At 66.8% G+C, this 14,405-nt stretch carries 9 protein-coding genes; 3 read left to right on the top strand and 6 right to left on the bottom strand.

Translation table 11 applies throughout. The features are described 5' to 3' along the window. Positions 1–22: 22 nt before the first annotated feature. Genes POL67_RS25865 through POL67_RS25855 form a run of 3 tightly spaced genes read right to left on the bottom strand, consistent with a single transcriptional unit; the run spans position 23 to position 5,028 of the window. On the bottom strand, positions 23–1,369 hold the full coding sequence (locus POL67_RS25865) for a sigma 54-interacting transcriptional regulator (RefSeq protein ID WP_271921681.1): 1,347 nt from the start codon (positions 1,367–1,369) through the stop codon (positions 23–25). Further along, positions 1,366–2,478, bottom strand: a complete 1,113-nt coding sequence (locus tag POL67_RS25860) for a helix-turn-helix transcriptional regulator (protein WP_271921679.1) — start codon at positions 2,476–2,478, stop codon at positions 1,366–1,368. The genes POL67_RS25865 and POL67_RS25860 overlap by 4 nt, the downstream gene beginning before the upstream one ends. Before the next feature lie 21 nt (positions 2,479–2,499). Next, positions 2,500–5,028: a hypothetical protein gene (locus POL67_RS25855; protein WP_271921677.1), complete on the bottom strand. Its 2,529-nt coding sequence runs from the start codon at positions 5,026–5,028 to the stop codon at positions 2,500–2,502. 375 nt (positions 5,029–5,403) lie between these two features. Between POL67_RS25855 and POL67_RS25850 the strand changes: the two genes are divergently transcribed. Genes POL67_RS25850 through POL67_RS25840 form a run of 3 tightly spaced genes read left to right on the top strand, consistent with a single transcriptional unit; the run spans position 5,404 to position 9,410 of the window. Beyond that, entirely contained in the window at positions 5,404–7,899 is a 2,496-nt protein-coding gene (locus tag POL67_RS25850; protein ID WP_271921675.1) for a serine/threonine-protein kinase, read from the top strand. Between the two features lie 40 nt (positions 7,900–7,939). Further along, positions 7,940–8,665 (top strand): LysM peptidoglycan-binding domain-containing protein, encoded by a 726-nt coding sequence (locus POL67_RS25845; protein WP_271921673.1) that lies wholly within the window; start codon positions 7,940–7,942, stop codon positions 8,663–8,665. Positions 8,666–8,720: 55 nt separating this feature from the next. After that, entirely contained in the window at positions 8,721–9,410 is a 690-nt protein-coding gene (locus POL67_RS25840) for a hypothetical protein (RefSeq protein WP_271921671.1), read from the top strand. Here POL67_RS25840 and POL67_RS25835 read toward each other — a convergent pair. Genes POL67_RS25835 through POL67_RS25825 form a run of 3 tightly spaced genes read right to left on the bottom strand, consistent with a single transcriptional unit; the run spans position 9,407 to position 14,133 of the window. After that, complete coding sequence (locus tag POL67_RS25835) at positions 9,407–11,293, bottom strand: FtsK/SpoIIIE domain-containing protein (protein ID WP_271921669.1); 1,887 nt, start codon at positions 11,291–11,293, stop codon at positions 9,407–9,409. The two genes, POL67_RS25840 and POL67_RS25835, sit on opposite strands and share 4 nt — an antisense overlap. 9 nt (positions 11,294–11,302) lie before the next feature. Further along, positions 11,303–13,276, bottom strand: coding sequence for an ATP-binding protein (locus tag POL67_RS25830; RefSeq protein ID WP_271921667.1), 1,974 nt, complete (start codon positions 13,274–13,276; stop codon positions 11,303–11,305). Further along, the gene (locus POL67_RS25825; protein WP_271921665.1) at positions 13,273–14,133 is read right to left on the bottom strand and encodes a hypothetical protein; all 861 of its coding nucleotides are present in this window, start codon (positions 14,131–14,133) and stop codon (positions 13,273–13,275) included. The genes POL67_RS25830 and POL67_RS25825 overlap by 4 nt, the downstream gene beginning before the upstream one ends. Positions 14,134–14,405: the final 272 nt, after the last annotated feature.

The following is a 14,405-nucleotide window of genomic DNA, read 5'->3' as shown; positions in this document are numbered from 1 at the left end:
CACGCGAGCCTCGCCCGCTACATCAGGGGTCGAGCTCGCCGCGAAGCCCGTACCGCTTCATCGCCATCTGTACGAATTTCCGCCCGACGCCGGCGAGCTCCGCTGCGCGAGATACATTGCCGTCCGTCTTCTGGAGCATCAGCCTCAGGTAGTGCTTTTCGTAGGCCTGGGCCACGCGGTCGCGGCCGTGAAGCAGCGGGTCGTCCAGGCGAATGCCGAGCGACTGCACATCCGGCTCCCACGTTTCGTGGTTTTTTTGCCCTTCCCCGGCCCCGAACGCGAGGGCGCGCGCCACGGCGTTGCGAAGCTCGCGCACGTTCCCGTTCCACGTCAAACCGGAAAACCTGTCGACGACCTCCTGCGAGAGCGGATGCGTGGACCGCATGCGCTTCGAGAGCTCCTTCTCGAAATGGCGAACGAGCATGGGGATGTCCTCGGAGCGCTCCGAGAGCGGCGGAAGACGCACCGGAACCACGGCGAGCCGATAATACAGGTCCTCGCGGAACACACCGAGGTCGACGGCGCGGGCCAGCGGCCGGTTCGTGGCGGCGACGACGCGCACGTCGAATTGCTTCGGCCGATTCGCTCCCACGCGACGCACCTCCATGCGCTCGAGCGCCCGCAAGAGCTTCGGTTGCAGGCCATGCGGGAGCTCCCCGATCTCGTCCAGGAAGACCGTGCCTCCGTCGGCCTCCTCGAAGATTCCAGGCCTATCCATCGTCGCGCCGGTGAACGAGCCCTTGACGTGCCCGAAGAGCTCGCTCTCCGCGAGCTCCGGAGAGATGGCCGAGCAGTCGAGCACGACGAAGGGTCCCTTGGACCGCGGGCTGGCCTCATGAATCGCCCGCGCGGCCACCTCCTTCCCCGTCCCCGTTTCTCCCTCGATCAGCACTGTGGCGTCGGTGTCCGCCGCGCGCTCTAGCACGGAAAATACGGCCCGCATCGCGGTGCTCCTGCCGAGCATCTGCCCGAAGCATTCACCCTGGAAGAGAGGCAGCTCGATGATCATGTTCAGCATCAAAAGTCGGAATACAGTCTTCCCAATCGTGATACGTGAATCCGGGCGTGCATAACCATCCCGCACATGAACGCCGTCGACGTTGGTCCCATTGAGGCTCCCGGCGTCCAGGATTCGGATCTTGTTTCGCTCGATCCGCAAGGTCAGGTGGTGCCGGCTCACGGTCGGGTCCTTGACCTTGAAATCACAATCGGCGCCGCTGCCTATCCTGATTTCGGGGCCCGGGAGTTCGTGGGTCTCCCCGGCCTGGGGCCCCTGGACCACTTCGATGCGGATCTTGTTGGATCGTAACGTCAAGCCGTTCGGCGACGGCACCATCGTATTCGTCGAGTCGTCGTCGTTTCGATTCATCGATCCTCCTCGTCAGGGGCAGGTTGCTCATCGTTCAGGAGCTTCGTGAGCTCCGGGCGGGAATGCACGCCGAGCGAGCGGTAGATGTTCTGAACGTGTGCACGGACCGTACCTGGGCTGATGCCCAGACGGTCGGCGATCTCCTTGTAAGAAAGGCTGGAGCCCGCCAGAAGGAGGGCAATCTCACGCTTGCGCGGGGGGAGTGCATCGAGAATGGGTGAGCTTGCGGCGCGGGGAGCGCGCAAGACGCTCGGCAGGATCCACTCGTGCATCGACAGGAGGTGTACATCCTCGTGAAGCTCGTGCGTTTGTTTGGCGAGCGCGTGCACGTGCACCTCGAGCACGGAAACACCGGTGCGATGAACGATTTGCCAGGAGGAGCGCCTGGCCGTGACGTTTCGCGCGGAGTCCGCGAAATCGAGCAAAGCGCTGCGGCTCCTGGGGACCCCGCCGGCGTGGTATTTGGCGATCAGGTCGAACGCACGCTGGTTCACCTCCAGAACCGCGCCATTCCTTCGGTTGATGCAGATGTACCCAATCGCCTGTTCTTCTGTGATCTGCGACAGGATCGAGCGCGACGCCACCAGAGGCAAACTGGCTCGATGGACGGCGTCCCGCACGTCGGTGGCCAATGCCTCCATCATCGCGGCTGCGGTCCTCGGGAATTGCGTGCCTCTCTCCGTGAGCAGCGCCAGCATGACGTGCTCCGTCCCGCGGCCGGGAACCACCCGCTGATGCACCTTGTAGCCGGCTCCCTCCCCGAGCCCGAAGTCGTCGAGGGCGTGGAGCACTTCCAGGCCGTCACGCAGAGGCCCCGCGATGGTATCCGCGTCGCGCCAGAAGCCGCCGGGGCTCGCATCGAGGACGAGGCGGAGCGCGGGTTCGAGGTGCTCAGAGCGCGTGCGCATCCACCCTTCGAGGAGCTCCGTGGGCAAACGGATCGCGTGGCTGATGAGGATCTGCGGTGCGTCGTTGCGTACCACCGAGAGCAGGCCTGCCACGGCAGGGACGCACTGCGCGAGGGCGTCGAGGATCACCGCGGGATCGTTTCCCGCGGCGACCTTCGATAACATCTGCGCAGCACGATGCAAAGCTTGACGCTCGTCCATGATGCTCCTCGTCTCGCCAATCTACCCGGTTCCCGTGAGAGGAAGCAAAGTATTCACAGGGGACGCGGACGAGCCCCGCGCAGAGAGCGCATTTGCTGAAGGATCGAGTCGGGGCCGCGCTCGACTCACCTCGCCGATGAGCGCGAGCATCTCCTCCGACGACAGGGTCGTGTAGTGCCCGCGCCGGTACACGCCTCGGCCCACGTGAACGGCTCGCATCATCTTTTCCGCCATGGAGGGCCACTGGGGCGCGAGCCTCGCCATCGCGTGCCCCAGATGCTCCTCGAGCCATGCGAGGTACTTCTCTCCGAGCGCCCGTGCACGTTCCAGGGCCGCTGCGCCCGTCGAGGTCGAAACGCCCTTGGGGATCAGAATCGACAGGCAGCTCTCCTTGCCGGTATCTCGATCGCCCCCATTCATGCTCAGGCTGGCGAGGTCGTTCGCCAACCTGAAGGTATGGTCGGCGAGCTGCCCGACCTCGATCAAGGCTCGCAGGCGCATCTCGTGGACGTGCTCTGCGGGCGTCGCGAGCCCGCAGAAGAGGAACAAGACCTCCACGGCAATGGTGGGCGCCGTGTCCACGATGTGCAGCAGGAATCGAAGCTCGCGCTGCTGCTCGGCGAAGCGCGCTGGATCGCTCGCGTGCTCGTGCACGAGGCGCCGAATTCGTTCGCCGACGGGGCCAGGCGCCCTGGACGCATACCTCGCTTCGATGTCCGCGGTCGCCTCCTGCCGCGGAGGTCCGCCGAGCCCGAGCCGGCGCACGAGGGGATTGTCGACGACATCCGGCGCGCGTTCGAGCGCATTGGCCCGATAATGGCGTACGAGCGCGTCACGGCAGGCCTGCGAGAGCGCGCCGCTCGCGCTCGCGTGGCGCGCGAAGAGTCTCTCCCATTGCTTTCCGATGGCGTCGACGATCCGCATGCCTGGCCCGACGGGGGGAGCGGCAGGTCCCTCTCCGCGGGCGATCTCCTCCAGATGATGCGCCGCAGATTGCAGCCGCGCGCGCCATGCGTCCGGCATCTCGCCTGGCAGGACCCGGTCGAAGACACCATTGTCGCCTGCGGAAATCGCGAGCATGCAACGAATGGCCAGCTCCGCCGAACGCTCCCACCCCTCCCCCGTCGGGTTCGCCTCGTCCGGCACGCGGAGCATCATGTAGGCGCCTGTATACGCATAATTGCGATCTCCCTGGCGCAAGGCTCGATCCGGGAGCAGGAGCCCCTCCGACAAGACCTCGCCGAGCACCCGCGCCGACATGGCCTCGACGAGCAGGTCGCGCTCGGCGTCCGCGTCGGCGGCGCTCGGCAAACGCGCGCGCACGATTTGCTCGATCGAGCGCTCGGGCTTCGCTGCCGTCACCTCGATGAGGTCGAGGAGCTCGGCGGGCCAGGGCGGCTCGACCGAGGTCAAGGGCCCTCGACTCCTGTCCGCGCCCTGCAAAAGGATGTGCGCGACGGGGAAACGAACCGCGCGCCGGAGCGCATGAAGAATGCCCTCTGCCGTGGGAGCGCACGGATGGACCGGCGCCGCTGCCGTGGCAGGTGCGGCGAGGAGGACGTTCTGTGCAGCTTGGCCCGGGGCGATGACCGCGTCGTCGTCCTCGGCAATGCCATCGGACCCGCGGGCCGCTGGGACGATTCGAATGGCGTACCAGGCATCGTCGACGAGCGCGCGCTCGTGACCACGCAATCCGCGCGAACCCAGGCAGCTCACCTGCACGGCGGGCGCACGTGTCGGATCGGCGTGGAGGGCTTCGAGCCTTGCGTCGACCTCGTCTGCCGAGGCGCAGACGGGAATGGTGATTCGCATCGGCGCAGGGATGCGAGAGCGCGGCAGCGCATGAATGAGCTCGAACACCAGGTCGAGATCGTATCCGGGAGCGAAATGGGACGATACGTCCCGCAGGCCTCGATCGATGAGACGTCCGATCTCCTCGGGATGGACGTCGGGCCACAACGTCGTCGTCGCGACGCACGGCACGAAAGGAGGAAGGCAGAAGCCGGGACGCACGACGTCCGGCTCTTCGGCGCCGGTGCGGAGGACGAGATCAACGTCCCGCTCCCAGGCAAGCTCGTCCGGATAGTCGATCCAGAACTCGAGGTCCATCCGCGGCTCCGGCAGAGACCTCGTCGCCTCGCAGGCTGCCTCGATGCTGGCGAGGAGCCTGGCCCGGGCGCCGCCCGATGCGCGCATTCGTGCGAGGTTCCCGCGCACGCTGCAACGGATCCCGCGCGGAACGAGCGCCCGGCCTTCTCGGATCTCCGTGCGTAACCACTCGAATTGCGCGGCGACGACGTCGAAGAATGCTTCCGGCCTCTTGTCGACGTTTTGACGTGAAGCGATGCAGACGAGCAGCGTTTCCACGTCGCCGCGCAGCGCGATGTGCTCGGCGCAGCCGACGACCTTGGCTGCTCCGGCGGCGTAATCGCGACCGGATTCGCCTTTGCGATGGTTTCCGTCCGGCAGCAGGATGATACGACGCGCCTGCTTCCTCGCGGCCCGCCAGGGCGACTGAACTTTGACCTCGAACCAACGCGGAGATTGCATGGAAAGCTCCTTGCTCGCAGGGAATCGCGCCGCCGATTCAATGAAGATCGCGCGGCAGGGTTGCCCTGCGGCATTGCACGCGCCATGCCCGCGGTCCGGGCCCGTTTTTCCGGGCATCTCCGACGGTATGTGCATCCGGCAGAGCGCAGTTGGAGGCTTTTCGGGCGGTCAGGTGCATCCAGGCGGCGGCGGTCCCTCGATGTCATCGTGGTGTCCCGTGTCGCGTGTGATCGGGATCGCTGGCGCCCGCATGCACGATATCGCCCCGAAGTCCATACGCAGAAATACGTATCCAGGTCGTTCGTCAGAAACACGTCGAGAAGGAATCGAAAGTTTGGCCAGCCCATCTCATTGCTGCAATCTGGTGGCGCGAGCATGAACACGGCCACTGGCGATGACATCAGCGTGCCCACCCTGAAGCTCCCGTCGGACGAAGTCGGTGGCATCCAGCCGGTCGACCTTCGTTCCGGCAGGACCTTCGCCGGTCGGTTCGAACTGATCTCCAAGCTGGGCGAGGGGGCCTTCGGGCAGGTTTGGAAGGCGATCAACACGAAGCTTCATCTGAAGGTCGCGCTCAAGATCCCGAGGACGAACGCAGCGGACGACCTCGAGCGATTCCGCCGGGAAGCGCAGGCGCTTTGCCTGATCGACAGCGAGTACGTCCTCCGGTGCTTCGAGTATGGCGACGAGCCGGCGCCCTTCCTGGTGATGGAGCTCTTGACGGGGGAGAGCCTCGCGAAGCGGCTCGAGCGCGAGGGGCCCATGTCGATGCCGACGGTGAAGTCGATCTGCAAACAGCTATGCAAAGGGCTGCAGGCGACCCATGCGGCGGGCGTGATTCACCGCGATCTGAAGCCAGGGAACATCTACTGCGTCGAGGGCAAGGTCAAGATCGTCGATTTCGGCTTGATGAAGCTCGTCGAGCCGATGGTGGATCCCGGGACCGAGATCATCGTGAGCGAGCACGACGAGCTCACCCAAGAGAACATGGCGATGGGCACGGTCAGCTACATGAGCCCGGAGCAATGGCACCATTCCAACCGCGTCGATTTCAGGAGTGATCTCTGGTCCCTCGCGGCTGTGCTCTACCGCCTCCTCACGGGGAGGTTGCCGTTCGCGGGAGCGACGCACGTCGACGTCGCACGGCTCGTTCTGCTCTCCACCGATGGTCCGCCGCTCATCTCTCATCTTCCGGGCGAGGTGAACGCATTCTTCCGTATCGCGTTTCAGAGAGACCCGCAGATGCGGTTTCAGTCGGCTGCCGAGTTTTGCGCAGCGTTCGACCTTCTCCCGGACGGTTCGAAGGTTTCACCGCCCGCACCGGCACGGCCCGTCCCCAAGCGGCGGCGTATTTGGGTCGGCGGAGCGATGGCGTCCCTCGTCCTCGCGGGAATGTTCGTCACCGCCAGCGCACACCCGGACGTCCTTTCGTCGACGTGCGACCCGCACAAGGGCAACTGCGACGGGTCCTTGCTCAACGGGTGCGAGGCGGATCTCACGCGCGTCGAGAGCTGCGGCGCTTGTGGCGTACGATGCATCAACGAGCACGGCTCGACGAGCTGCGCGGGGGGTTTTTGTGCGCCCGTATGCGCGACAGACTTCGCCGATTGCGACGGGGACCCGGCGAACGGTTGCGAGGCCGATCTCGGAGCTCCCGCGAACTGTGGAACGTGCGGCAATACTTGCACGAATCAGCACGGTGGCACCACGTGCGTTGCGGGCCAGTGCGCATCCACGTGCCAATCAGGTTTCATGGATTGTGATGGAAACCCCGCCAATGGTTGCGAGGCGGACGTCGTTTCCAGCGCCGATCATTGCGGCATCTGCGGACGCGCCTGCAAAAAAATCGTCGGCGACGGCGCGACGTGCCAGGAGGGGATCTGCAAGGCGACCTGCGAACCCGGGCTTCACGATTGCAACGGCGATCCCGCCGATGGGTGCGAGGTCGACGCGCAGGCAACGCCGGAGGCCTTGGAAGGCGGGCGGTGCAAGCCGATCGTCCTCGCGACGTACGAGCCTGGCGCGCTCAGTGTCGCGGTGGACGACGACGTGGATGGTATCGTGGCATGGACTGTTCCCAGGCAGGGCAAGGCCTGGCGCATGCGCAAAGGCGGAGGCCCCCCGGCGCCGATGTCCGTGGGGGGCGCGCCGACACGCATCGCGTTCGATACCGGTCGCTGGTACTGGACGGATACGTCCTCGAAGAGCCTGCTCACGATCGACTCCGTCACGGGCGCGCGAAAATCCCTGGTGCAATGGCTCCAGCCCGAGCAGCAGATTGCGGGGCTCGCGTCCTCGGAAGGCGGTGCCTTTTTCCTCTTCCAGAACGCGAATACTGGGAAGGGAACACTCTTCGGCGCCCGGAGAGAGCTCGGGAAGAAGCCCCTGCTCGAGTACGGCGGCGCCGATCCGAACCCTTTTGGCTTCGCCACCGGGCGCCGAAGCGTCTATTTCGTGCGAACGGAACAAGGCGGCAGCATATGGGGGTGGTCCTTCAAAGAGCGAGGCGAACCCTGGCTCGTCGCCGAGAACCAGGAGAAGCCGTTTGCCGTGGCCGTCGACCCTCGCGAGGAGGTCGTGGCCTGGTCGCGTGAAGGCAATGGATCCGGGACCCTATCGATTGCGCGACGTGGCGGCCCGATCGAGGTCCTTGCGGCGAACGAGCCCGGGCCACGCTGCGTCGCCGTCGACGATACGTGGGTGTACTGGACGAATGACGGCGGAATGGTCAAGAAGGCACGCCTCGACGGGACGCGGGAGCCCGTGCTGCTCGCATCCGCGCAGCAGCGCCCGATGGGCATCGCGGTCGACGCGACCCGCGTGTACTGGGTGAACGAAGCATCGGGCGAAGTCGTATCGGTCGCCAAATGAGCGATATGGGAGGACGCGGAGACCAATGATTCGAATGAGGATGTTTCGACGCGCCTTGATGGTCGCCATGCTCGTCGCCGGTACATGCACCGCGGCGAGCGCGGGCCAGACGAACGAGCTCGTCTACGAGATCACCGAATCTGACACCCTCTACCTGGTGGCAACGCGATATTACGGGGACCCGGCGGCTTTCAAGCTGATCTTCAAGAAGAATGAGGCCGTCCTGCGAGAAGCGCACGATAAATATATGCTTGACGCCAGCAAGCGTGGTGTGCCGCCCAAGCCGTTCAGCACCGGGACGATCTGGCCGAAGACCCGGATCGTGCTGCCCAAGGAGCTCGCGACGTCGGCGGGGGTCCAGTACGAGAGGCGGAACGCGCCCCTGAAGCGCGAGATCGCGGAGATGATCGCGCGCAAGAAGCGGGTGGACCTGGACGACCTGGGGCAGATCGCAACGGACGTGCGTCCTCTCGGGATCAGGCCTCCCGAGCCAACCGCTGCGCTCCCGGGCTATGCCCCGATATCCGCGGCGAGCAGCGCGGTGTCGAGAGAGACCCCGCCCAAATGGTACCAGCACCCGGAGAACGACTTGCATCGCTGTGCCGTCGCGGTGTGCGGCAAGTTCCAGTCGCTTTGTTATTATGAATGCCTCGGGGTCGCGAAGAGGTTCCTCGACGGAGGCGCGTCGTGCAGCCATATCCCTGCGACCTTGCCGTACGACCAGCCGGAGGCCTCTGCGCGTGATTGCAGCGCCATGCTGGAGTAGAGTCATGAAAAACGAGACGAGGGGTTCGACACTTCGACGATGCTTTGGGATCGCCGTGGTCCTCGGGATGCTGGCGGCTGTCCCCGCGCCCGCGGCCGAAGCGGACACGTCGCCTGTGGCCTCGGCGGGCTCCAAGGCATCCCAGCCGGCAGCGGCAGAATCCAGGCCGAACCAGGGAATGGCCGGGGACATCGTACCGGATTGCAACGGCGGGACGAAGCGGACCCCCTACTGGCTGACCAGGATTCTTTTTCATGGCGCATTCTGCGTGCACGCGCCAAGAAACGCGCCTCTTCGGATCGATTACGGCACGACCCTCGTAGGGTATGAGGATCAGCAGAATGGCAAGCTCAGCGAGCATCAGGCCTACTACGCGCTCTCCAGGATCGTCGTTCCGCCGGGGCAACGCGGCGTGGTATGGGCGGTATGCGGAGGGGCCGGAAAGTCGCTGCCAAACGGCACCCGCGTCGTTCCGACCGTCCGGATGGATGCTGCAAGAGTGGCCCAGATAGGCTCGTTGATTCGCGGCCTGGAGGACGAAGAAGCCGAATACAACAAATCGTTCACCGTTCTCCAGGGAACGAAGGAGCCGGCCATCAGGGATTTCATCACGCCGCGTCTGCTCAACATCGAGGAGAGCATCGATACGCAGACGGGGCCGCTCCGCGCTGCGCTTCTCCAGGAGAACCACAAGATCCTCCGGGGGAAAGGTTTTCATGTTGGGCCGACCTGGAACGAGGATTAGCCGCCGCCGAACATCCGCGCCCGCTCCTCCGCCGACAGATAGGGGGCCTGGAGTCGAATTGGATCCCCGACGTCCTTGTACAACAAGTCGCCATACCCCGTCAGTCGTTCTGCCCCCGGCGCTTGCAGGATCATGCGCGACTCGATCGCGCTTTGGGTCATGAGCCCCACGCGGCATGGCATGTTCGAATCGAGCGCGCCCTGGATGACCTGGCGGCTCGGCTGCTGCGTCGCGATCACCAGGTGAATGCCTGCTGCGCGCGCCTTGGCGCCGAGGAGCGAGATGGCCCCCTCGATCTGCTTGCGCTGCTGCCGGTCCTGCGAGATCAGCGCGAAATATTCGTCGCAGAAGAGGACGATCCGCGGCAGCGGCCTGCCCTTCTTTTCGACGAAGCGCGTGAGATCGTCGACGCCCAGCGCGCCGAACGCCTTGTACCGACGATCCATTTCGTCGACGAGATCCTCCAGCACCTCCACCACGTCCTTGTCGCCCGGCACCCATAGGCCGTGCTTGGGCCAGAGGTAGCGCGAGCGCCGCAGCTCCAGGAAGGCCGAGAGCTTGGGGTCCACGAGCACGAGCCGCAGCGTCTCGGGAGTGTTCGCGTGCATGAGCCCCGCGATGGCCATCCGCAGCCACTCCGTCTTGCCGCTGCCCGTCGTCCCGGCGACGAGCACGTGGGCGTTGATCGGGCTCGCGAGATCCGCGAAGCGAAGCTTCCCGTCGAGGTCCACGCCGAGCGGCAGCCGGGACGAGCCGTGCCGCGTGTCGCGCGGGCCGAGCGCGGCGACCACCACCGAGAAGGGCACCGTTTGCGGATCCGGGCGCTGGAGATCCATGCACAGGCGCCCGCCGTCCCTGGAGACGATGGGCTCCTTGCCGACCCCCACCTTGAGCCCCACCTCCGTCGTCAGCCGTGCGATCTGGTCGAACGTCACGCCCCGCCCGAGCCGCGCCTCGAAGCGGAGGAAACGCGGGCCCACGGCAGGCTCGCCCGTGATCTCGATCGAACGTCCATACTCGCGAAATGCCCGCGCGAGCTTCAAACCCAGCTCGGCGTAGCTCGTTTGGGGCTTCTGCTTCGGCGCGTCGGTGGGTGTCATCGACGGGCGCTTTGGTGCCCTGACCGGCGCAGGCGAGCGGAGGGCGACGCCGGTCAGGGTGCCGATGAGGGCGAGCAGCCTCGCCTCGGCCTCGACCACCTGCGCCGCGCTGATGAGCGTCTCCTCGATCTCCGGGGAGAAGCGCACGAGCGCGAGGGCGCTTGCGCCGGCGCCCCTCGACATGCGGGCGGCGATCAGGCGGTAGAGAGCGGCCTGCCCGAGATCCACGGCGGGATTCGCGCGCCCAAGCTTGAGCTCCAGCGCGCAGAAATGGGGCTTTCCTGGCACATGGAGGAGCGCATCCGCGATTCCGACGAGGCGCACGGTGTCGGTCCAGCCAGGCTCGCGCAGCTCGCACGCGAGCGACACCTCCGCGTGGAGCGCCTGGGTGACCTCTTCCCAGGACATCGGCCGGTCCGCGTCGACCAGAGCCCAGGTGATCCCCGCGAGCCAGCGAGCAAGGTTCTGCGTGGCTTGCCAGAAGACGAGCACCTGCGGGGTCGTCTCGCGCAGGTGCGCGTGATGGCGCGCAAGGCGCGGACCCACGAGCACCCGGTAGAGGTGCGCGATCAGGCGCTCGGATGCGATCTCGCGATCCGGCCCGGCTTCCATCAGAACCCGCACGCCGCTCCGCCCGGGGTCCCGGCCGATCGCCTCCGCAAAAACCTCGTGAAACAGCCGCCCCAGGAGGAGCGTCGCGCGCTCGCCTCCGCCCACCTCGGCGGCGCCCGCGGCGCGCGAGAGCTCTTCCCGCACTTCCTTGACCGACAGCTCGACCGGCATGCGTCTCCCTCACTCGGCAGCGTGGCCCAGCGACTCCGCCGGGACGTACGCGAACAGCACGACAGGTGGTCCTTCGAGCACGCCGATCCGCTCGCGATGGCGTCGCGCTGCGGCGAGCGCGTCGTCGCCGGAGCAGCCCAGCTCGGTCGCCAGCGCCTCCAGACCGACCACGAAGCGACGCAGGAGCACATCGTCGAGATCACGCTCGAGCCGGCTCTCGCGCGACGCTTCTGCGCGCGTTTCGCCCTCGTCGAGGGCCTCGATGAGATCGGTGAGCGCGTCGTCGAGGTTTTGCGCGAGCCAAGCGCTCACAGCGCCTTCGCTCACCACCTCGCCGCGCTCCGCCAGATCGCCCGCGCGCGCGTCCGACAGGAGGGAGCGCAGCGCTTCGAGCGCGGCCAGCGCCTCGACGCTCGGCTTGACGACCCGCGCGCCTCGCTTCTCCAGCTCCGCGAGGTACTCCTGCGTCTTCTTGGCCGTGCGCGTGATGGGCAGGCGCGGGTCTCGCAGGATCACGTGGCGGCCGTGCGAGGACTTGCTCCCCCCGGCCGCTTGCATGACCTGGCGCAGGTGCGCGGCGAGGCTCGTCATGTTCGACTCGTTGCAGACGGTCACGCGGATCGGCCCGCGGCCCGAAGGCAGGAGCAGATCGACGCCTGGGGGCCGCAGCGGCTGCGTCTTCTGTCCTCGCAGCGCCCAGAGCATGGGCAGGCCGTGCAGGAGCGTGTCGCGGCTCTCCTCGGGCTTGACGGTCTGGATCGCACTCGACCGTCGCGCCGCGAACGTGTCGCGCAGGAAGACCTCGACCCGCGCGGGCTCCGGCGGCGCCTCGTCGCGAAGCTCCGGCTCGCCGCGCTGGAGCCGCTCGAAGGCCGTGGCCGCGGCGGCCAGCACCCGCCGCGGCACGCAGGGCGACGTTTGCGAGAGCTCTGCGAGGAAGGCGTCGCTGAACGGATGGACGCGCGAGCCGCCGTGCTTCTTGCGTCGATCGCGCAGGGCCTCGACGCGATCGAGGCGATGCACGAGCAGCGCCTCGACCTGCTCGCGCGTGAGTGGTTCGAGGACCGAACGTCGCTTGAAGATCCGGTCGCGATCCGCCTCGCGCACGCCGGTGTTCAAGAGCTCGACGAACGCGCTCTGCACGCACGAGATCAAGAGCACGTTGCGATCGGCCTCGGAGAGATCGGCGGCCATGCGGCCGAAGCGGAAGAGCGAGTCATGATCGTCGCGGCTCTGCTGCAAGGCCTCGATTTGATCGAAGCAGAAGACGATGGGCAGCGTCTCTCCCGCGAGCTTGCAGAGCGCGATGACGACCTGCCGCGCCGCCTCCTCGCGATCCTCCTGCTCCTCGGTGGCCAGGCCGAGGCGACCGAGCGCCGACTCCGGCAGGCTGTCGCCGCAGAGCCACGCCGTCGCATCCATGGGAAAGCGGTTGTGGACCAGGTGATCGAGGACGACACAAAGGTTGCGGCTGAGCTCCAGCCGCTGCGCGACCTCCTCCAGGTAGTCGGTCACGGACTCGCCGTCGGTCCCGGTGAAGACACGCAGCGCGCGCACCCATCGCTTCGGCGGCTCTCCGCGCTGGGAAGCGACCTGATGGGCCATGAGGCGCTGGAGCTGGGTCAGCCCTTGTTGCTTGCGCAGGAGGTCGATCGTCAGGCGGCGGCGTACGTGTTGCCAGAGGAGCTGCGCGTTCGTCTGGAGCTTCACCGACACGAACACGCAGCGCAGCGTGCCGTCGGGCGCCGCGTTGGCGGTCTCCACGAGGTGCCGCTGGAGACGGGCGAGCAGGTGCGTCTTGCCCGAGCCCGCGGGTCCGAAGATCAAGATCGAATCCGGGGTGCCCCGCGACGCGCTGTCGAGCGATTGCAGGCACTGCTGGAAGGGACCCTGGTGGATGGCGGCGACGTCGACGGTCGCGCTCCAGGCATCCAGCACGACGTTGCCCTGAAACGGGTTTGGCAGGGTTGAGAGCTCGGTCATGCGCTCCTCCCCGGTGCGATGCCCACGTAGTGCGTGCCGCGCTCGTCTTGGACCAGCTCGGCCCGCTCGGTCTCGGGCAAGCTCGCCGGGAAGTCGTGGTGGTGCAGCACCACCTTGCCGGCGCGGGACAGACGCAGCACGGCGCTGTCGAAGCGCGGCTTGGAGAGCGGCCCGAGCCCGCGAAGCGCGCGCACGCTGAGCAATGCGCCCGGAGGTTCGCGCGAAGCAAGCTCGCGCAGCGCTGCGAGCACGGCGTCGTCGTCGGTGGCCCCCTCCCCGCCCGCCTTCGTCACCCCGAGCGCGTGGCCGAGGGCCGCGTACAGCGCGGCCTTGGTCACCCCGCACGGCGCGAGCTTTTTGTGGACGGCCTGCATCTCCTGGAGGGCTTTGGCGAGGAACGGCGTGGCATCGGGCGGCTCGCGTCCGTAACGAGCCGGGTGCTTGCCGACCTTCGGGTGTTCACGCACGGCGCCGCGCGCGAGCAAGTCGTCGAGCGCCGCAGGCAGCGCCTTCTCGAAGCCGGGCGCCGTGCGCTTCACGCCGGCCTGGAGGCTCGCCTTCGGCAGCGGTCCGTGGCTCAGCGTGGTGAGGACGGCTCGCGCGGCGGTCTCCCGAGCATCCTGCAGGGAGTACCTGGAGGTCTTTCCGTCCTGGAACACGAAGACGCCCGGCTCACGTGCGAGCTCGACGAGGTGGCGCGTGATCTCCGCGAGGGGCTGCTGGTACGGCTTGGGCAGCGCCTTGCGCAGCTCTGCGGCGGACGTGGGTTTGGCGAGACGCGCGAGGGCGTCCCGCAACACGAGGCGCAGATCGGCCTCCGATACGCTGGCTGCCGGTGGAGGGTTTTTCTTCGACACGTTTGTCCTCCTGGAACCGCCTACCTTAATCAGACGGCGCGGGTCTTCAAGTCCGGCGACAAACGTGGACGGAGCCACCGGCGATTCACGGAGGATCGACGCGGGGGGGCTCCGTAAGGAGTCTTGCGGTTTCGACGAACGCAGGGCGCCCGTCGAGCGCGGTCAAAGGCGCCTCGACCTCGGCGGCGGGCTCGTCCGCCTCGCCGAACCCCTCGGGGGGCCCTCGACCTGGTTTGTGGTACGCGGACGATACAGTGGTACGCGCGCATGAC

It is taken from the genome of Polyangium mundeleinium (assembly GCF_028369105.1).
In the GTDB taxonomy this organism is placed as follows: domain Bacteria; phylum Myxococcota_A; class Polyangia; order Polyangiales; family Polyangiaceae; genus Polyangium; species Polyangium mundeleinium.
Note: the sequence above shows the minus strand (reverse complement) of the source record. Positions and strands in the feature narration are given on the sequence as shown.